The organism is Brachybacterium sp. FME24 (genome assembly GCF_014897705.1).
Taxonomy (GTDB): Bacteria; Actinomycetota; Actinomycetes; order Actinomycetales; family Dermabacteraceae; genus Brachybacterium.
The window spans coordinates 25693-42972 of the sequence record NZ_JABUXV010000018.1 but is presented as its reverse complement, the minus strand read 5'-3'; the positions used below and the strand labels follow the sequence as shown (position 1 = coordinate 42972).

The 17280-nt window shown below is 70.1% G+C and carries 21 protein-coding genes; 16 read left to right on the top strand and 5 right to left on the bottom strand.

Annotation, left to right across the window (positions count from 1 at the left end; genetic code table 11):
- Positions 1 to 80 precede the first annotated feature (80 nt).
- Together INT51_RS17815 and INT51_RS17810 are read right to left on the bottom strand one after the other, a co-directional pair.
- Positions 81 to 1046, bottom strand: a complete 966-nt coding sequence (locus tag INT51_RS17815; RefSeq protein ID WP_193106682.1) for a LysR family transcriptional regulator — start codon at positions 1044 to 1046, stop codon at positions 81 to 83.
- Positions 1043 to 1783 carry a Pr6Pr family membrane protein gene (locus INT51_RS17810; protein ID WP_193106681.1) on the bottom strand — a complete coding sequence of 247 codons (741 nt, stop codon included), beginning with the start codon at positions 1781 to 1783 and terminating at the stop codon, positions 1043 to 1045. Before INT51_RS17810 ends, INT51_RS17815 begins: the two co-directional genes overlap by 4 nt.
- 159 nt (positions 1784 to 1942) lie before the next feature.
- Between INT51_RS17810 and INT51_RS17805 the strand changes: the two genes are divergently transcribed.
- Positions 1943 to 2755 (top strand): sugar phosphate isomerase/epimerase, encoded by an 813-nt coding sequence (locus INT51_RS17805; protein ID WP_193106680.1) that lies wholly within the window; start codon positions 1943 to 1945, stop codon positions 2753 to 2755.
- Positions 2756 to 2944: 189 nt separating this feature from the next.
- Here the strand turns inward: INT51_RS17805 and INT51_RS17800 are convergent, their stop codons facing one another.
- A complete protein-coding gene (locus INT51_RS17800; protein ID WP_193106679.1) occupies positions 2945 to 3451 on the bottom strand; it encodes a hypothetical protein in 507 nt (168 codons plus the stop codon).
- A gap of 4 nt (positions 3452 to 3455) precedes the next feature.
- Between INT51_RS17800 and INT51_RS17795 the strand changes: the two genes are divergently transcribed.
- From INT51_RS17795 to INT51_RS17750, 10 genes are all read left to right on the top strand, one after another.
- On the top strand, positions 3456 to 4703 hold the full coding sequence (locus INT51_RS17795) for an IS256 family transposase (protein WP_193106678.1): 1248 nt from the start codon (positions 3456 to 3458) through the stop codon (positions 4701 to 4703).
- Positions 4704 to 5157: 454 nt separating this feature from the next.
- Positions 5158 to 5691 (top strand): GNAT family N-acetyltransferase, encoded by a 534-nt coding sequence (locus INT51_RS17790; RefSeq protein ID WP_304502241.1) that lies wholly within the window; start codon positions 5158 to 5160, stop codon positions 5689 to 5691.
- A 175-nt stretch (positions 5692 to 5866) separates the two neighbouring features.
- Positions 5867 to 6397 (top strand): Asp23/Gls24 family envelope stress response protein, encoded by a 531-nt coding sequence (locus INT51_RS17785; protein ID WP_193106677.1) that lies wholly within the window; start codon positions 5867 to 5869, stop codon positions 6395 to 6397.
- Between the two features lie 62 nt (positions 6398 to 6459).
- A complete protein-coding gene (locus INT51_RS17780; RefSeq protein WP_193106676.1) occupies positions 6460 to 6636 on the top strand; it encodes a hypothetical protein in 177 nt (58 codons plus the stop codon).
- A 2-nt stretch (positions 6637 to 6638) separates the two neighbouring features.
- Complete coding sequence (locus tag INT51_RS17775; RefSeq protein ID WP_226985885.1) at positions 6639 to 7022, top strand: Asp23/Gls24 family envelope stress response protein; 384 nt, start codon at positions 6639 to 6641, stop codon at positions 7020 to 7022.
- Positions 7019 to 7567, top strand: coding sequence for a DUF6286 domain-containing protein (locus tag INT51_RS17770; RefSeq protein ID WP_193106675.1), 549 nt, complete (start codon positions 7019 to 7021; stop codon positions 7565 to 7567). Before INT51_RS17775 ends, INT51_RS17770 begins: the two co-directional genes overlap by 4 nt.
- 11 nt (positions 7568 to 7578) lie before the next feature.
- A complete protein-coding gene (locus INT51_RS17765; RefSeq protein WP_193106674.1) occupies positions 7579 to 8241 on the top strand; it encodes a hypothetical protein in 663 nt (220 codons plus the stop codon).
- Positions 8238 to 8837: an RNA polymerase sigma factor gene (locus tag INT51_RS17760; RefSeq protein WP_193106673.1), complete on the top strand. Its 600-nt coding sequence runs from the start codon at positions 8238 to 8240 to the stop codon at positions 8835 to 8837. Before INT51_RS17765 ends, INT51_RS17760 begins: the two co-directional genes overlap by 4 nt.
- Positions 8838 to 8842: 5 nt before the next feature.
- Complete coding sequence (locus INT51_RS17755) at positions 8843 to 9361, top strand: hypothetical protein (protein WP_226985884.1); 519 nt, start codon at positions 8843 to 8845, stop codon at positions 9359 to 9361.
- On the top strand, positions 9348 to 9713 hold the full coding sequence (locus INT51_RS17750; protein ID WP_226985883.1) for a hypothetical protein: 366 nt from the start codon (positions 9348 to 9350) through the stop codon (positions 9711 to 9713). Before INT51_RS17755 ends, INT51_RS17750 begins: the two co-directional genes overlap by 14 nt.
- Before the next feature lie 28 nt (positions 9714 to 9741).
- Here INT51_RS17750 and INT51_RS17745 read toward each other — a convergent pair whose 3' ends face one another.
- Positions 9742 to 10524 (bottom strand): GH25 family lysozyme, encoded by a 783-nt coding sequence (locus INT51_RS17745; RefSeq protein ID WP_193106671.1) that lies wholly within the window; start codon positions 10522 to 10524, stop codon positions 9742 to 9744.
- A gap of 320 nt (positions 10525 to 10844) precedes the next feature.
- Here INT51_RS17745 and INT51_RS17740 point away from each other — a divergent pair, with 320 nt between their 5' ends.
- From INT51_RS17740 to INT51_RS17730, 3 genes are all read left to right on the top strand, one after another.
- Entirely contained in the window at positions 10845 to 12227 is a 1383-nt protein-coding gene (locus tag INT51_RS17740) for an amino acid permease (RefSeq protein WP_193106670.1), read from the top strand.
- A gap of 142 nt (positions 12228 to 12369) precedes the next feature.
- Positions 12370 to 13500, top strand: a complete 1131-nt coding sequence (locus INT51_RS17735) for a DNA alkylation repair protein (RefSeq protein WP_193106669.1) — start codon at positions 12370 to 12372, stop codon at positions 13498 to 13500.
- 112 nt (positions 13501 to 13612) lie between these two features.
- On the top strand, positions 13613 to 14929 hold the full coding sequence (locus tag INT51_RS17730; protein WP_193106668.1) for an AAA family ATPase: 1317 nt from the start codon (positions 13613 to 13615) through the stop codon (positions 14927 to 14929).
- A gap of 13 nt (positions 14930 to 14942) precedes the next feature.
- On the opposite strand, the gene INT51_RS17725 is transcribed toward INT51_RS17730, so the two are convergent.
- Positions 14943 to 15503, bottom strand: a complete 561-nt coding sequence (locus tag INT51_RS17725; RefSeq protein WP_193106667.1) for a TetR/AcrR family transcriptional regulator — start codon at positions 15501 to 15503, stop codon at positions 14943 to 14945.
- Positions 15504 to 15600: 97 nt separating this feature from the next.
- Between INT51_RS17725 and INT51_RS17720 the strand changes: the two genes are divergently transcribed.
- Positions 15601 to 16053, top strand: a complete 453-nt coding sequence (locus INT51_RS17720) for an anthrone oxygenase family protein (protein ID WP_193106666.1) — start codon at positions 15601 to 15603, stop codon at positions 16051 to 16053.
- A gap of 108 nt (positions 16054 to 16161) precedes the next feature.
- Positions 16162 to 17124 (top strand): aldo/keto reductase, encoded by a 963-nt coding sequence (locus INT51_RS17715; RefSeq protein WP_193106665.1) that lies wholly within the window; start codon positions 16162 to 16164, stop codon positions 17122 to 17124.
- Positions 17125 to 17280: the final 156 nt, after the last annotated feature.

The window sequence follows — 17280 nt, the reverse complement described above, 5'->3', positions numbered from 1 at the left end:
ACCACGCGGGGCCGTCACGCTCCAATAGCGAGCGGCGAGCGATTCATGCAGGTGCGCTATACCCCCACGGTTCGTGCAGGTCATTGCGCACGCCTGAGCCTCACCAGCTCCAGGAACCCACCAAGGGCGGGGTTCGTGAATTCTTCGGGTCGATGGATGATCCCGATGGCGCGCTGCACCGGTGTGCGCAGCCGGACCCGACGGCCTCCGAAGGCGGGCGCCGTCCGCGCAAGCACCTCGGGCACGACGGTGACGCCGTCGGCCGCGATGCTGAGCTGGACCAGGCTGTCGCGCTGGGTGGTCGTGATGAGGCGAGCGGGCTCGATGCCCAGGGACCGGTAGACGGACTCGGTGAGCTGTCGGATCGACGTGCCTCGAGGCAAGGTCACGAGCGTGCGCTCGGCCAGGTCGTGGGCCGACAGGGGCTGCTCGTCGCTTCCCTCGTCTCTGCCCTCGTGGGCGACCGCAGGGAGCACGGCTGCGAACTCCTGGGCAGGCAGCGCGATCGCGGTCAGGTCGTCGGGGACACGGCTGATGACTCCGACGGCGGCGTCCGCCCTGCCCACCCGGATCGCCTCGAACAGCTCCTCGGCGTCGTCCACCGTGAAGATCTCCGCCCGCACCCCGGGATGGGCCCGATGAAACTGCCCGACGAGATCAGTCAGGACGCTGCCGACCAGCGACGGCAGCCCGGTGACGCGCAGGGACCCTGTCGTCAAGGAGTGCGCGGAGGCGACCATCGCCTCGATGGACCCCATCTCCGCCAGCGCCCGTCTCCCCGCGGCGACGACTCCACGGCCTGTCTCCGTGAGCTCCATCCGGCGACCGACCGGGGAGAACAGGCGGATATCCAGGGCCTCCTCGAGCGTGTGGATACGTCGCGAGAGGGAGGGCTGGGAGATCTGGAGGATGTCTGCGGCGGCGGTGAAGGACCCGTAGTCGATCACCGCGATCAGAGCCTCGACCTGCGCGAGGCTCGGTGCCGCACCCCTGCCCCGGGGGCGGGTGGGCACGGGGGGCTGTTCCGGGTCATGGCTCTCGGTCACCAGTTCTCTCCGCCTCCTGGGTGTCGGCTGCTGCTGCGAGGAGACGACGTTGCGGGTCGGGCCCGATACCGGCCGAGCCACACCACGCCCGCTGCCACGGCGGTGATCGCGACCGCGATGCCGACGATGTACCCGGCCACGCCGAGAGTGCCGCCCGGGACCAGGTGCGGGTCGAGGAACGGGTAGGGGTACCACCAGGGATCCCCCGTGAGCGGCCCGACGACGAGATTCGCTCTGACCATCGTGTAGAGCACCCAGATGATCGGGAACACCACGACCACTGCGATCGCGCGCCACGGCAACGCTCGGCGCTTCGGTGCCAGGAACGCGTCCCCGAGCAGGACGAGCGGGATGACCACGTGCAGAGTCTCGTTCGTCCAGGCATCAGAGATGCCAGCGATCGAGATGGACCTCAGCAGCAGGTTGTACACAACGCCTGTGACGACGATATAGGTCGTGGCACAGGCGAACAGGGTGGCGAGCCAGGCGGGCTCGACAACCGTGCCGTGGCGGTGCCGCATCAGCCAGATCGCCCCCACGAGGAGCACGCAGGCCGCCAGCAGATTCGAGAGGATGGTGAAGTAGCTGAAGAAGTTCGCCACCACCGTCGGGACGCACGCGCCCCAGGCGGTGTCGGCCTCCCGAGCATTGGCGACCGCCAGGGACAGCTGCCGCACGATCGCGGCGAGGGCAAGCCCGGCCGCCGCCAGCCGCAGGTAGGGCCACCAGGTCGTCATCGCGTCTCCACCCTCTGCAGCGTCGATCTGCATCGTATCCGCGCGCGGCGGAGAATCACTGCTGCGCTGGCGCACGGAAGGTGACAGGCTACTGCGGTGGGCATACCCCCACCGCCGACCGGCTCGACGACGAGGAACGGACCTAGGAGCACCTTGACGATGCTGAACCACTCGAAAGCGATCCACACCTGGTCCCTGTTCCGGGTGCTGGGGAGCTATGCGGCACCCGGGACGATGCCGGCGCTCGAAGGTCGCGCCACGGACCCCGCCCAGGCCGTCGCCCTCCTGGACCTCCCCGAGCTGCTTGCCTCCCATGGCTTCGCGAGCGCCCAGATCTGTCATTTCTCGCTCCCCTCGACGGACCCGGGGTACCTCGAGGAGCTCCGCTCGGCCTTCGTCGGCTCAGGGGTGGACCTCGAGTGCTTCCTCGTCGACCATGGCGACCTCGCCGATCCCCGCGAGGGTGCGCGGTGGGCCGACTGGATCTCGGACTGGATCACCGTCGGCGAGGTGCTCGGCGCGGGGAAGGTACGGATCTCCGCCGGCGACCAGGCCCCGTCGGAGACCACGCTCGCGCACAGCGCCGCCGCCCTGCGTGGCCTCGCCGATCGTCACGAGGGCACGCGGATCCTGGTGGAGAACTGGCAGAGCCTGCTGGTCAACGCCGAGGTCACGCTGAACCTGCTGGAACGGTGCGAGGGCCGGATCGGCTTCCTCGCCGACTTCGGGAACTGGAAGGGACCGGGCAAGTACGACGAGCTCGCGCAGGTCGCAGCCTTTGCAGAGAGCTGCCAGGCGAAGGTGAGCATCGATCCTGACAGCGGGCTCGACGTCGAGGACTTCCGCGCCTGCCTCGACATCATGGAATCCGCCGCATACACCGGCCCGCTCTCGCTCGTCTACGACGGCACGGAGCAGGACGTGTGGACGATGCTCGACGAAGCGCATGCGCAGGTGCGCGAGAAGGTGTGATGCCGACCGTGATCGGGTCTCTGCAGGCATAGGGGCCGAAGGCACGACGCATAGTGCCCGAGCTGGTTCCCGCAGGAAGCGTCGGTGCGCGGGGCTCCCCGGACCTCACGACCAGCGGACACACGACGGGGGACGGCCACCTGGCCGTCCCCCGTCACTCGTCGGAACACTCATGCCCCGGCATGACACTCAGAAGTTGCGGTCACCCTCGTTGTTCCCGCCCTGGCCGGACTCAGAACCGCCGAAGCCACCCTGGTTGCCCTGGTCGCCGCCCTGACCGGAATCGGAACCACCGAAGCCGCCCTGGCCTCCATCCTGATTCCCGCCCTGGCCGGAATCGGATCCACCGAAGCCTCCCTCGTTGCCACCCTGGCCCGAGTCGGAACCACCCTGGCCACCCTGACCGGAGTCGGAACCACCGAAGCCACCCTGGTTGCCCTGGTTGCCCTGGCCGCCCTGGCCGCCACCCTGGTTGGACTCGGAGCCGCCCTGGCCCGAGTCGGAACCGCCATAGCCGCCCTGGCCACCCTGGCCGGAATCAGCGCCGCCGAATCCGCCACCCTGGCCCTGCTGCTCCTCGTAGTTGAGTCCCGCATAGTGGTGTAGCGCGGTGGCCCCGTGATCGTCTCTGACGAGGACGCGGTCACCGTGTGATCCTTCGAGTGAACCTCTCACAGCACTCTCGAACGGAGTCATCACGATGACCGCTCCTCATATTGTCGACCCTCACGGCCTGCTCGGTGAAGCCCTGGCCGACGCCTCCCCGGATCTGATGCGCACGATGCTGCAAAGGATCATCAACGAGCTCCTCTCAGCAGATGCTGACGCAGTCGCCGGCGCTGAATACGGCCGACCCAGCCCCGATCGAACTGTCCAGCGCAACGGCTACCGCCACCGCGACCTCGACACCCGGGTCGGCACGATCGACGTCGCCGTACCCAAGTACCGCACCGGCACTTACTTCCCGGAGTGGCTGCTCGAGCGTCGCAAACGTGCCGAGTCCGCGCTTATCACCGTGGTCGCGGACTGCTACCTCGCTGGCGTCTCCACCCGCCGCATGGACAAGTTGGTGAAGACCCTCGGCATCAACTCGCTCTCGAAGTCGCAGGTCAGCCGCATGGCGACTGATCTCGATGAGCACGTCGAGCAGTTCCGCCACCGGCCCCTGGACGCTGCTGGCCCATTCACGTTCGTCGCCGCGGATGCACTCACGATGAAAGTCCGCGAAGGCGGGCGGGTCATCAACGCCGTGGTTTTGCTGGCCACGGGCGTCAACGGCGACGGCCACCGCGAGGTCCTCGGCATGCGCGTGGCGACCTCGGAGACCGGAGCGGCGTGGAGCAGCTTCTTCGCCGACCTCGTCGCCCGGGGCCTCGGCGGCGTTCGCCTGGTGACCTCCGATGCCCATGCTGGGCTGGTCGAGGCGATCGCCGCGCACCTCCCTGGAGCGTCCTGGCAGCGCTGCCGCACCCACTACGCCGCGAACCTCATGAGCATCTGTCCCAAGAGTATGTGGCCTGCCGTGAAGGCGATGCTCCACAGCGTCTATGACCAGCCCGAAGCTGCAGCGGTCACCGCTCAGTTTGAGCGACTGTTGGACTACGTCGGCGAGAAGTTGCCCGCCGTGGCCGAGCACCTCGACGCCGCCCGAGCCGACGTTCTCGCGTTCACCGGGTTCCCCAAAGACGTCTGGGTCCAGATCTGGTCGAACAACCCCGCCGAGCGTTTGAACCGCGAGATCCGCCGGCGCACGGACTCCGTCGGGATCTTCCCCTCCCGCGAGGCGATCGTCCGCCTCGTCGGCGCGGTCCTGGCCGAACAGACCGATGAATGGGCCGAAGGCCGCCGCTACCTCGGCCTCGACGTCCTGGCCCGCTGCCGCCTGACCATCACCACCAACCCCGTGGAGGAGGTGACCACCGAAGCCCTGCCGGCCCTGACAGCCTGACCGCTCTCACCGAAGGACCGCTACACCACTTCCAGGGACTTGACCCTCCTCGTCTCCCTGGTTGCCGAACTGTCCGGAATTGTTCTGCTCAGTCATGACCGAACTCCCATCGTGTTCGCCGGCGGGCCGGCTGAGCTCTCTGCTCGTAACCGAAACGTTATGCGCAATGTCTGGCACATCACAACCGCGCAGGTCGGCCCGGGGAGTCGGGGGTCTGCGAGGCGCTGTGACAGACAGGCTCACCCCTCATCCGCGGCTCGGAGCAGTGTTGTTGCAGATCAGTGCACAGAAAATCAGAGGGCTGAAACCGCCTTTCCTCCACGACCCCTGATCCGTGGCAGGGGATGAGTCGCGGGCTGCAGATCGCGCTCGACACCCTCGGGCTGCTCACGCATCCTGGACGCATGTCCTCACCAGAGCGCACCGACCACCTCTCCCGACGGGACGCCGACTCGTGACCGACCGCGCCCCGGAGCGGGAAGGAACCCTTGGCGCGACGACACCGCCGAGCCTCTCGTACCGTCCCGCGATCGGGTCGGACCATGCGTTCCTGCGCGCGATGCTCGCCGCAGCATTCGATTGGCGCGATGACCCGGAGTTCGACGATGCCCTGCTCGCCTCGCCCGAGGCCGCGCACTACGTCGACGGCTGGCAGCGGGACACCGACTTCGGGGTCATCGCCGAGCGCGACGGCGAGCCGGCAGGTGCGACCTGGGCCCGCCAGCTCACCGCCGCCGACCCCGGATACGGCTACGTCGCGGACACCATCCCCGAGCTGACCCTTGCCGTCGCCCCCGCACACCGTGGCCGCCGCATCGGCTCGCACTTGCTGGAAGCGCTGGTCGTCCACGCGACGGAGCGCGGCCTCCCCGGGCTGAGCCTGAGCGTCGAGGACGGCAATCATGCGCGCGAGCTGTACCGACGAGTCGGCTTCACCGTCGTGGGCCGCGAAGGCGGATCCGACACGATGCTGCTCCGGCTGCGATAACGAGGGCCGAATCCAACTGGGCCGGATGCCTCGGCACGGCAAGCCCCCTCGCACCCCGAGCCGGAGTGAGCGGCATCACAGATACTGGGGCGTGAGGATCTCGGACGACGCGACGTCTTCTTGGTGTCCGCAACCGCAGGCCCCGGCCAGACCAGGGCACCACGAAGGAGCACGCATGCCCGACGCATCCATCCCCCAGACCGGTTCGCAGAAGGAGCGCGAGGCAGCGCAGCGCGAGGCCGAGCAGCAGGAAGCTCGTGAGCAGCAGCAGGTCGTCACGCAGGAGAAGGCCCCCCGCGGTCCCCTCCAGACCAGCCGCGGAGTGACCACGCTGGATGAGACCGTGATCGCGAAGATCGCCGGCATGGCCGCTCGCGAGGTCCCCGGCGTGTACGACATGGGCAACGCCGTGCGTCGTGCGTTCTCCGCCGTGACCGACCGGATCCCCAACGGGCAGACCAACATCACCGGCGGCATCGGTGTCGAGAAGGGCGAGACCCAGGCAGCGGTCGACGTGACCGTGGTCGTGGAGTACGGCGCCTCGATCGTCGAGGTCGGAAACGCCATCCGTCGCAACGTCATCGATCAGGTCGAGGGCACCACCGGCCTCGACGTCATCGAGGTCAACGTGAACGTCGTCGACGTCCACCTCCCCGGCCAGGACGACGAGCCCGCCCCCGAGCAGCGCTCCACCGACCTGAAGTGAGCCGTCGCGAGCAGGGCGGGCCCGATCCGGCGCCCGCCCTGCGCCACGATCGAGGAGTCGTCATGAAGACATCGCAATTCGCACTGCTGGTGGGGCTGCTGCTGGGCGCCGCCCTGGCGTTCGGGACGTTCGGCCAGTTCTTCCTGGTCCTGATCTTCGCCGCGATCGGCCTCGCCGTCGGCATGACGATCGAGGGTCGCATCGAGATCCGCGGCCTGACCGATCGCTGGAGGCGGTGACTGTGTCCGCCGCTCAGGCCACGCCGGCCCCCGTGGAGAGCCGCGGCACGACGAGCGTCCCCGCACAGGTGGTCGCCCGGATCGCGGAGCAGGTCGCCTCGGAGGTCCCGCACATCGGGTCCGACGCCGGCGGGGTGCTCGGCGTCGGGGCGCGGAAGGACTTCGCCTCCCGCCCCTCCGCCCGCTGCGACCTCTACGGCCGCACCGCCGTCCTGACCCTCGACGTCGGCGTCGATTTCCCGAGCCCGCTCGGCACCGCGCTGAGCACCTTGCGTGAGCACGTGCGCGAGCGGGTCGAGCATCTGACGGGCCTCGAGGTGGGACGCCTGGACGTCACCGTCTCCTGGTTGGACCCTGCGACCCGAGCGAGGAGGACCCTGCGATGACCAGCGCACCGCGCCGATTGGATCGACGCCCCTCCCGCAGCATCCCCGTCGGCCTGCTCGCTCTGACGGTCCTGGCCGTCGGCCTCCTCGGCGTCTGGCTGCTGGGCACCCTCCTGGTGGACGGCGCCTGGCCGACCGCCGCACAGGGTCGCCTCGACACCATCGGCGCCCTGCGCCTGGACTCCACCCCGGTGCTCGTGAGCGCCGGCGTGCTGGCTGTGCTCGGCCTGATCATGCTCCTGGCGGCCCTGCTGCCCGGCGCCACCTCGCGCAGTCGCGTGCTGGCCGGGGAGACCCCCGGGCAGACGGTCGTGTCCCACCGTGACCTGGCCCGCCGGGTGACGCTCCGCGTCGAGCGGGTCGACGGCGTGCACAGCGCCCGGACCACCATCGCCGGGCGCCGCCTCAGCGTGGTCGCCCGCACCGTCGTCGACGACACGGACGCCGTGCTCCAGGCCTCCCGCGCAGCCGCCGAGCAGTCCGTCGCTGAGCTCCGCCCCACCACCGCGTTCCGCACCCGCGTGCGGATCCAGCGGAAGAATTGAGAGGAGAGATCATGCGTACCGTCTCCGGACCCCGCAATCGGCTGGTCCTCGTGGTGGCGTCCCTGATCGCCCTGCTCGCCGGGGCGTGGCTCGCCTCGGCCTCGCTGGGTCTCACGAGCCGCTGGCCCGGCGCCGAGGTGGTCCTCCCCCATGGGGACTCGACCCCGGCCTCCCTCTCCGCGGCCCATGAGCAGTGGCTGCTCCCGGTCGCCGTCGTCGTGACCGTGCTGGCCATCCTGATCGGCATCTGGCTGCTGGTCCTCCAGGTACCCTTCCGCCCGACGACCGCTCCCCTGCGGTTCTCCGACGACAGCGCCGCCCTGCTCGGGACTCTGGAGCCGGCCGTGCTGGAACGCGCACTGTCCGAGCACATCGAGGACGTCTCCGGCGTGCTCGACGCCTCGGTGCAGATCAGCGGATCGAGCACATCTCTGTGGGTGCAGGCTTCTGCCACGATCGCCGAGGACGCCGAGACCTGCTGGGCGGCGCAGTCCGTCCGCGGGCGCCTCGCCGAGGACGTCCGAACCGTCCTGGGGACCGATGCCCGACAGATCGATCTGCTGATCCATCTGCGCTCGTCGGCCGCCCCCTCACGGGCCATGGTCGGTACTCGGGAGCGCGGCACTGCCGCCGGTCAGGGGGCTCCGGCAGATCCCGGAACGGTCCCCGCATGACGCCGCAGCCCACCCCGGAGGAGCGGGCGCTCGTCCTGCGGGCGCAGGACGGCGAGGCCGCGGCCTTCGAGCAGCTCGTGGACCTGCACCAGGGCCGCCTGTTCCGGATCGCGTTCATGGTGGTCGGTGATCGCCTGGACGCGGAGGACGTGGTCCAGGAGTCCCTGGTCCTCGCCTGGCGCCGCCTGCACCTGCTCGAGGACCCGGCGGCCTTCCGCGGCTGGGTCGCCCAGATCTGCACCCGCAGCGCGACCGACGTGGTCCGGCGGCTGGCACGCCGGGCCACCTCCACCGCGGCCGACGACGCCCTCGAGGCGAGCTCCGGAGATCCTGCCGTCTCCTCCCGGGTGTCGCCGAACCGATCCACCGCGGCCGACCCAGCTGCGAGCGCCCTGGTCAACGCCCAGATGCGCGCACTCGCCGGAATCCTCGGTTCGATCGATCCCGCCCTGCGCACCTGCTGGGTGCTGCGGGAGATCGACGGGATGTCGTACCGGGAGATCTGCCGCGTCGTCGACGCGACGGAAGCCACGGTGCGCGGCCGGATCGCCCGCGCGCGCACCCAGATCGTCCGAGAGATGGAGGAATGGAGGTGAACCCCATGCCCTACCCCGACCAGGACACCCCCGACCCCGAGGACGCCGCCGCCACTGCGCGGTACCTCGAGCTGATCCGTTCCGTGCACACCGAATGGGATGAACTGGAGAGTGCCGGCGACAGTTCGGTGCAACTCTCCGCTGGCGCCCTGTCGACCATCAAGGAGTCGGTGCGCGCCGATGCTCGCCACGGCGCGCACGTGGAGATGCCGCCCACGCCCGTCGGCCCGTTCACCGTGTCCGAGCTGACCCTGCGCACCCTGGTGCGTCGCACGATCGACGCAGTCCCGGACGCCCGGGCGCTGCGCACCACGTTCGAGTACGAGGACTCCCCGTCCTCCGGACGCTCCCGCGGGCTGCCCACCCGGGCGACCTGCCGCCTCTCCGCACGGATCGGGACGCGTGACCTGCCCGCCCTGGCCGACGAGGTCCGCGCCGCCGTGCGCCTCGCCTGCGAGGTGGACCTTGGCCTGTCCGAGCTGACCGTCGACATCCACATCGAGGATCTCCATGAGCCCCACTAGTCCCCAGAGCCCCCTGAGCTCCGAGTCCGTCCGGACGCCGCGAACCGGAGCGGCAGAGCTGATCGACATCGTCACCGAAGTGCCCGGCGTGAGCGGCCTCGAGCCCGGGATCGCGACCACCCTCCGCGCCCTCGACGCACGCCTGCGGCGCTCCGACCCGACGGCCTCCCGCTACGGCCTCGTGATCGACCCCGGGACCGGGGACGTGACCGTGGAGATCGCAGTGGGAGGGCCGCTGCCGGTGCGCAGCATCGTCGAGGAGGTGCAGCGCGCGGTCCAGCTCGCCGTGGGCGATCCCGGGACGGGGCGCCCGCAGGTGCTGGTGCGCGTGCAGTCCCTCGCCACGCCGTGACCTCAGAGCGTGAGCCCAGCTCCCCGGCTCAGTTGCTGACGGGGTCGTAGTCCGCGTCGGAGACGAAGGCCTCGAACTGCTCCTCGCTGCCGTAGAAGAGGTTCGAATCCCCCGCGAAAGGGCCGGAGTCGGAGTACTGCCAGATCTCCCAGGCGTTCCAGGTGCCGGGGATCTCGACGCCCTCGGGAGGGTTCTCCGTGTAGGCGGCCACGTGCAGCGGCACGTTCTCCGGGGACCACTGCGGGCCCACCTGGTCGTCCCAGAACCAGGCTCCGGTGTAGACCACCGGGGTGCGGCCGGTCTCCGTGCGATAGAAGTCGATCCATTCGGTCACCCAGGCCTGGAGATCCGCCTGTCCGAGGCCCGTGGGATTGGCCTCGACATCGAGCATGCCGGGCAGGGTGCGGCCATCGTCGGTCCAGCCGCCGCCGTGCGTCAGGAAGTACTCGCACTCTTCGGCCGGGCCGCTGTTACCGGGCTCGGCGTAGTGGTAAGCACCATGCACGAGGCCCTCGTCGTAGGAGCCTCCGTACTGCTGCGCGAAGTACGGGTTCGTGTACCAGTTCCCCTGGGTCGTCTTGCAGTAGGCGAACCGGGATCCGAGCTCCTTCTGGGCGGCCCAGTCGACGTTCCCCTGGTGCGAGGAGACGTCCTGACCGTGGATCCCAGCCTCCTCCGCCCGGGCTCGTGCGGGCATCAGAGCGGCGGACGTGCCGCCGAGGGCGACGGCTCCCGCGGTGCCGAGCAGCGCGGAGCGCAGCACGCTCCGGCGGTCGATGCGGTGAGCGGGTCGGGCTGACATGGCGTTCATCTCGGGTCCTTCTCTCCTCGTCGGGGCGGCCAGGCCCCTGCTCGCCGCCCGATCCCTGCCGGACGGTCCTGCGACGCTATCGGAGCCTGGTGACGGCGAACACACCCTTTGCCCGGTGTTCATCGTCGTCGCGTGTCACGACGACCGTTCCGGCGCCCTGCCGACCGTCGTCAGGGATCGTGATCCGTGCCCCAGGGCCTCGACCGACCGTGCTGCCCGGGCCCGGGCGGACGTACCGTGTCGACGGCAGATCCCTGCCTCCCCCACCGCGCGAGCCCCCTTCGGCGAGCGCACCGATCCAGCCCCGGAGCAACTCCCCGATGAGCACGACCGCGAACGCCGCCCCCGAGACCGCCCGGCGGGCACCCGGGCTCAAGGCGCGGCACATCCACTTCATCGCGCTCGGTTCGGCGATCGGCACCGGCCTGTTCTACGGCTCCGCCGGCGCGATCCAGGCGGCTGGGCCGTCGGTGCTGCTGGTCTACCTGCTCGGCGGCGCCGTCGTGTACTTCATGCTGCGCGCCCTCGGGGAGATGGCGGTGCGGATGCCGATCTCCGGCTCCTTCGCCGAGTACACGCGGCGCTTCCTGGGAGGTTGGGCCGGCTACATCACGGGGTGGATGTTCGCCTTCGAGATGCTCATCGTGTGCCTGGCCGACCTCACCGCCATCGCGATCTACATGCGGTTCTGGTTCCCCGACACCGAGCAATGGATCTGGGTGGCCCTCACGCTGCTGATCGTGGGAGCGGCGAATCTCGCGAGCGTGCGCTGGTTCGGGGAGCTCGAGTTCGTCTTCACGATCATCAAGGTGGCCGCGGTGATCGGGATGATCGTGGGCGGCGCCGCGATCCTCGTGTTCGGCCTCGGGAACGGGGCCGACGGGAATCCGCTGGCGAACCTCACCGCCGACGGCGGCTTCTTCCCGCACGGCGCCGGCGGCATGATCTCCGCGTTCATCCTGGTGCTGTTCGCCTTCGGCGGCACCGAGATCATCGGCGTGGCCGGCACCGAGGCGGAGGATCCCGGTACGGCGATCCCGAAGGCCGTGAACACCGTGCCCGTGCGGATCCTGCTGTTCTACGTGCTCGCGATCCTGGTGATCCTCCTGATCAACCCCTGGCGCACGATCACCGGCGAGGTGTCGCCGTTCGTGCAGATCTTCGACACCCTCGGCGTGAACTGGGCGGCCGCCCTGCTCAATGTCGTGGTGCTCACCGCGGCGCTGTCCGCGATCAACGCGGACCTGTTCGGGGCCGGCCGGGTGGTCGCCGGGATGGCCCGCGAGCGGCTCGCGCCGCGCGTGATGGCGCGCACGGTGCGCGGTGTCCCCGTGGTCACCACGCTCTCCCTGCTCGGCGTGCTGGTGGTCGGCGTGGTGCTGAACTATGCACTGCCCGCGGAGGTCTTCACGATCGTCGCGTCGCTGGCCACCTTCGCCACCATCTTCGTGTGGCTGATGATCCTGCTCGCGCAGGTCGCCTCCCGCCGCAGCATGTCCCGCCAGGAGCGCGCGGAGCTCGCCTTCCCGGTCCCGCTGTGGCCGTTCGGGCAGATCTTCGCGATCGCGTTCATCGCGTTCACCTTCGGCATCATGGTCTGGCAGAGCCAGTACCACACGGCGCTCCTGGTGGGCGTCGGTTTCCTGGCTGTGATGACGCTGCTCTACGCGGTGACGATCCGCCGCCGGGCGACGTCCGCCTGACCCCGGGACGAGACATCTCCCCCCGGGGTCACCGCCGACTACTCTCCTCCCATGGAGCACCCTGGTCCCGACGATGGCGCACGCCCTGCGCACGTCGTCCGATTCCCCGTGCCCGTCCGTGCGTCCGACCCCGAGGAGCGCCATGCCTTTCGCTGACGAGATGATCGATCGGCGCACCGCCCTCGATCTCGCCGACGCCCTGGAGGTGGCCGCCCCGGGCACGTCGCCCACCCGGCTCCGCACGGCCGCAGAGTCCCTGTCGGAGCTGAGCCTTCGTGAACGCGTCGACGCCCTGCGCGCCGCGATGCTGCAGGACCTCGGAGGCCCCTTCACGGACCTCGCCACAGTGGTCCGCAGAGCGATCCGCGACTCCCCGACGTTCCGCGGTTGGATGATCTGGCCGGTCTCCACCGCTGTCGCGGAATCCGCGGCGGCCAATGGCAGCGCGGCTGCGACCGCCGACGCCCTCGATCTGCTGGCCGAGCTCACCGGGCTGCTGACCTCGGAGTTCGCGCTGCGGACCCTGCTGAGGCACGACCTCGAGCACGTTCTGGCCCAGGCTCTGGAGTGGACGCACTCGCAGGACGAGCACGTGCGACGACTCGCGTCCGAAGGCACCCGCCCCTACCTGCCGTGGGCAGTGCGCGTCCCGCGACTGACCGCCGAGCCCGGCAGGACGATCCCGATCCTGGACCGGCTGCACCGCGATCCGTCGGAGTACGTGCGACGCTCCGTCGCGAACCATCTCAACGACCTCAGCCGCGACGATCCAGCACTCGTGGTGGCCACGACCGCCCGCTGGCTCGGGTCGGTGGACGCAGCGACGGAGAAGGCGACGGAGAAGGTGGTCCGCCACGCGCTGCGCACCCTCCTCAAGCGCGGGGATCCCGCCGCTCTCGCGCTGCTCGGGTATCCGGACCCCGCTGGCGCCCTCGTGGTGGACGGCCCGCATCTGGATCGCGCCCGACTCGTGGTGGGCGAATCGATCGAGTTGCAGGCGACCGTGCGCAACACCGGCGAGGAGTCGGTGCGCCTGATGATCGACTACGTCGTCCACCACGCCACAGCGGCCGGCACGCAGAGCACGAAGGCCTTCAAGCTCACCACGCTCACGCTCGGCCCCGGCCAGGAGCGCGACGTGCGGAAGGTCCACTCGTTCCGCCCGATCACGACCCGGCGCTATTACAGCGGTCCGCACGCCGTGGCTCTCCAGATCAACGGCGTCACCTCGGGTCGTCAGGACTTCCACCTGGATCTCCCCGCGGGCGGCTGAGCGATCGGGCCGCTCAGCGCATGGTCGAGTCGAGCACCCGCCCGCCCAGGCACCGAGACCCCGACCGGCAAAGACGTTGCGCGCTCTACCTCTTCGCTCTACGGTCAGCCGAATGCACACCCCCGCGGCCGCCCGAGCCCGTCTCGCCGCCACCAACGTGGTCAGAGCGCTTGGTCTCGAGGTGGACGACGTCCTCGACCTCCACAATTCGAATCGCCTCACCGTGCGCCTGCTGCCCTGCGACCTGGTGGCCCGCATCGGGCCCGCCGATCAGGCCGGCGCGCAGGTGGAGGTCGACCGAGCGCTCCGCCTCGCGGAGGCCGGAGCCCCGGTGGGAATCCTCGACCCGCGCGCGCCGGCGCAGGTGACTGTGCGCGACGGCTTCGAGATCACCCTGTGGGCCCACCACGCCCCGCGCGAGGACAGGGAGCTGCCGGCCGTGGAGTTCGCCGAGGCGCTCGCCCGCCTCCATGCGGCGATGCGCGACGCTGATCTCGAGGTCCCGCAGTTCGTCGACCGCGTCGCCTCGGCCCTCGCCCTGGTCGAGGATCCTTCGCGCACCCCGCGGCTGACCGAACCGGACCGCACCTTCCTGCGCGAGACCCTCGTCGACCTCGGGGTCGAGATCGACCGGCGAGGCCACCAGCAGGCCCTGCACGGCGAACCCCACCCCGGCAATGTGCTCGACACCGCCGACGGCGTGCTGTTCATCGACCTCGAGACCTGCTGCTCGGGCCCCGTCGAGTTCGACCTCGCCCATGCCCCCGCGCAGGTCGCAGAGCACTATCCGGGCATCGATCGTGAGCTGCTGGAGGACTGCCGGATCCTCACCCGGGCGCTCGTGACGACCTGGCGCTGGGACCGAGAGGACTCCCTGCCCGACGGACATCTGCTCGGCATCGGCTGGTTGCAGGAGGTGCGGGCACGCATGGCCCATCGCCGCAGGCCGCGTACGTTCCGCCCCACGCTCACGATTCTCTGCGGCCTCCCCGGAAGCGGGAAGACGACGGAGGCGGACAGGATCGTCGACGCCACGGGGGCGATGCGACTCAGCGCAGACGACTGGATGGTGCGGTTGGGCAGCTCCCTGTGGGAGGAGGACCTGCGTGACCACATCGAACAGATGCAGTGGCAGCTCGGCCAGGAGCTGCTCGAGCAGGGGGTGAGCGTGGTCGTCGAAAGGGGCACGTGGGGTCGCGAGGAGCGGGACCGCCTGCGCGAGGGAGCCCGCGCGCTCGGCGTCCGCGTCGAGCTGCGCGTCCTCGACGCCCCGGACGAGGAGCTGTGGCGGCGGATCAGCGCACGCGCGGCAGAGGATCCCCCGATCACCCGCGAGCACATCGCCGCGTACCGGGCTGCTTTCCAGACCCCGACGGCCGGCGAGCTCGCGCTCTACGACCCGCGCACCGACCCCGGCCCGGAGAAGTGACAGGTGATGCCGCTCAGGCCCCGAAACGGGCGGTCAGCTCCGCCACCCGGTCTGCGCGGTGCTCCGGGCGCATACGACCGGCGCGTTCGAGGAGGCTGATGCCGTGCAGGGCGCCCCAGAAGACTTCGGTGGCGGCGCCGCCCTTGTCGTCCCCGATGGACGTGCTGAGCAGGTCGAACGCCGCCCGCAGGGCAGGTGGCGTCTCGTCGCTGTCGAACTTCGCGTCGATGGCCTGCTGGAACATCGCCTCGTAGACGGCCGGGTGCGCGCTTCCGAAGTCCAGATAGGCGAGCGCCGCGACCTCGGGCGCTCGCGCTGCGTCTGCGGCCTCGAGCGCGATGCGGCACCGCTGGGTGAGGTCAGCGAAGCCCTCCATCGCGACGGTCAGCATGATCTCCGACTTACCACCGGGGAAGTGACCGTAGAGCACTGGCTGCGTGTACCCGATGGCGTCGGCGAGATGTCGGGTCGTCACCGCTGACCATCCGTCGGCGTCCGCCCGCTCGCGCGCCACCTCGAGAATCCGTCGGCGCCGCTCCTCCGTGCGCTGCTTCCGTGCCGTCGGCTCCACCATCGGACCTCCTCCTGCCCTCGCCCCTTGCCATGCCAGCTCCCGCGCCATAGCCTAACAGTGCTAGATAATCTAGCACCACTAGTCCCAGGGAGCCCCGATGCCCTCCGTCCTCGCCGTCATCGCCACCACCTCCACCGGTCTCCTGGTCGGTGTGGAGCTCGCCGTGGCCGTCGTCCTGAACCCGATTCTCCGGGGGCTGCCGTTCGCCGCGGCGATCGCCGGGCGGGCCCACGGGGGCCGCATGCTCGGGCGGGCGATGCCGTTCTGGTACATCGGCTCGACGATTCTCCTCGCGACGCTCACGGCACTCACCTGGGGAACCTCCTCAGCAGGTGCAGCTCTCCTCGCCGCGGCGCTGCTCCTGGTCGGCGTCGTGCTGTCGGTCGTCCTGCTCGTCCCGATCAACAAGCAGACGATCACCTGGACCGCCGAGTCCCACCCCGGGAACTGGCAGGAGCTCCAGCAGCGCTGGGACCGCCTGCATATCGTGCGGGTCGCTCTCCTCGTCGTGGCGTTCGTGCTCGTGGTGGTCGCCACGACGCTCCTGTGACCACCGGTCGACCCTCCCTGGCCACGACCCGACTCCGGACGTACGCTTTCCGACGGTGGACCCCGGTCGCCTGACGCGACGCCGCCACGACGCGAGGAGAGCACCACGATGCAGCACGCCCAGCTCGGACGCACCGGAGCGACCGTCTCCCGGCTCGTCCTCGGCACCATGAACTTCGGCCCCCACACCGCGGAGGAGGATGCCTTCGCGATCATGGACCGCGCCCTCGATCAGGGCGTGACCTTCTTCGACACCGCGAACGTGTATGGCGGCACGGACCACAAGGGCCGGACCGAGGAGATCGTGGGCCGCTGGCTCGCGAAGACCGGCCGCCGCGACGAGATCGTCCTGGCCACCAAGGTGTTCGGCGAGATGGGTCCGGGCGCGAACGACCGCGGGCTCTCCGCGCTGAACATCCGCCGCGCGGTCGACGAGTCGCTGCGACGCCTGCGCACCGACCACATCGATCTGTACCAGATGCACCATGTGGACCGTTCCGCGCCCTGGGAGGAGATCTGGCAGGCGATGGACCTGCTGGTCGCGCAGGGCAAGATCAGCTACGTCGGCTCCTCGAACTTCGCCGGCTGGCACCTCGCACAGGCGAACGAGGCCGCCCGGGCCCGCCATGCGCTGGGACTGGTCTCCGAGCAGTCCCTGTACAACCTGCTGTCCCGGGACGTCGAGCTCGAGGTGCTCCCCGCCGCAGAGCACTACGGGATGGGCGTCATCGCCTGGTCCCCGCTCTCGGGCGGCAAGCTCGGCGGCCGCTCCGAGAAGGGCGTGCGCCGCGGGACCGCCGATCGCCGGCACGACCCCGCGGACCTCACCGCGCAGCTGGACCGCTGGGAGGCATTCTGCCAGGAGCGCGACCTCGCCCCCGGTCAGGCTGCTCTCGCCTGGCTGCTGCACCGACCCGGCGTGCTGGGCCCGATCGTCGGCCCCCGCACGATGGAGCAGCTCGACTCCGCGATCGCCGCCGTGGACATCGTCCTGTCCGACGAGGACCTCGCCGCGCTCGACGAGATCTTCCCCGGACCCGGCGGCCCCGCCCCGGAGGCCTACGCCTGGTGACCGCCAGCGGTGCGCAGGCCCGGCGCGGTCACGGCCCTCGCCGAGGTCCACCCTGAGGTGGACCTGGACCATCCCGCAGACGGATCCGGGTGGCGCCGACCCCTTCCTACGATGCAGATACCCGCCCGCAGCGCCGGACGAGAACGCATCCGATAC

Excerpts from the sequence above, each read along its gene's own strand:
- INT51_RS17810 (WP_193106681.1), bottom strand. The coding sequence starts at position 1,783 with ATGACGACCTGGTGGCCCTACCTGCGGCTGGCGGCGGCCGGGCTTGCC.
- INT51_RS17805 (WP_193106680.1), top strand. The coding sequence starts at position 1,943 with ATGCTGAACCACTCGAAAGCGATCCACACCTGGTCCCTGTTCCGGGTG.
- INT51_RS17800 (WP_193106679.1), bottom strand. The coding sequence starts at position 3,451 with ATGACTCCGTTCGAGAGTGCTGTGAGAGGTTCACTCGAAGGATCACAC.
- INT51_RS17795 (WP_193106678.1), top strand. The coding sequence starts at position 3,456 with ATGACCGCTCCTCATATTGTCGACCCTCACGGCCTGCTCGGTGAAGCC.
- INT51_RS17785 (WP_193106677.1), top strand. The coding sequence starts at position 5,867 with ATGCCCGACGCATCCATCCCCCAGACCGGTTCGCAGAAGGAGCGCGAG.
- INT51_RS17780 (WP_193106676.1), top strand. The coding sequence starts at position 6,460 with ATGAAGACATCGCAATTCGCACTGCTGGTGGGGCTGCTGCTGGGCGCC.
- INT51_RS17770 (WP_193106675.1), top strand. The coding sequence starts at position 7,019 with ATGACCAGCGCACCGCGCCGATTGGATCGACGCCCCTCCCGCAGCATC.
- INT51_RS17765 (WP_193106674.1), top strand. The coding sequence starts at position 7,579 with ATGCGTACCGTCTCCGGACCCCGCAATCGGCTGGTCCTCGTGGTGGCG.
- INT51_RS17760 (WP_193106673.1), top strand. The coding sequence starts at position 8,238 with ATGACGCCGCAGCCCACCCCGGAGGAGCGGGCGCTCGTCCTGCGGGCG.
- INT51_RS17755 (WP_226985884.1), top strand. The coding sequence starts at position 8,843 with ATGCCCTACCCCGACCAGGACACCCCCGACCCCGAGGACGCCGCCGCC.
- INT51_RS17750 (WP_226985883.1), top strand. The coding sequence starts at position 9,348 with ATGAGCCCCACTAGTCCCCAGAGCCCCCTGAGCTCCGAGTCCGTCCGG.
- INT51_RS17745 (WP_193106671.1), bottom strand. The coding sequence starts at position 10,524 with ATGAACGCCATGTCAGCCCGACCCGCTCACCGCATCGACCGCCGGAGC.
- INT51_RS17740 (WP_193106670.1), top strand. The coding sequence starts at position 10,845 with ATGAGCACGACCGCGAACGCCGCCCCCGAGACCGCCCGGCGGGCACCC.
- INT51_RS17735 (WP_193106669.1), top strand. The coding sequence starts at position 12,370 with ATGCCTTTCGCTGACGAGATGATCGATCGGCGCACCGCCCTCGATCTC.
- INT51_RS17730 (WP_193106668.1), top strand. The coding sequence starts at position 13,613 with ATGCACACCCCCGCGGCCGCCCGAGCCCGTCTCGCCGCCACCAACGTG.
- INT51_RS17725 (WP_193106667.1), bottom strand. The coding sequence starts at position 15,503 with ATGGTGGAGCCGACGGCACGGAAGCAGCGCACGGAGGAGCGGCGCCGA.
- INT51_RS17720 (WP_193106666.1), top strand. The coding sequence starts at position 15,601 with ATGCCCTCCGTCCTCGCCGTCATCGCCACCACCTCCACCGGTCTCCTG.
- INT51_RS17715 (WP_193106665.1), top strand. The coding sequence starts at position 16,162 with ATGCAGCACGCCCAGCTCGGACGCACCGGAGCGACCGTCTCCCGGCTC.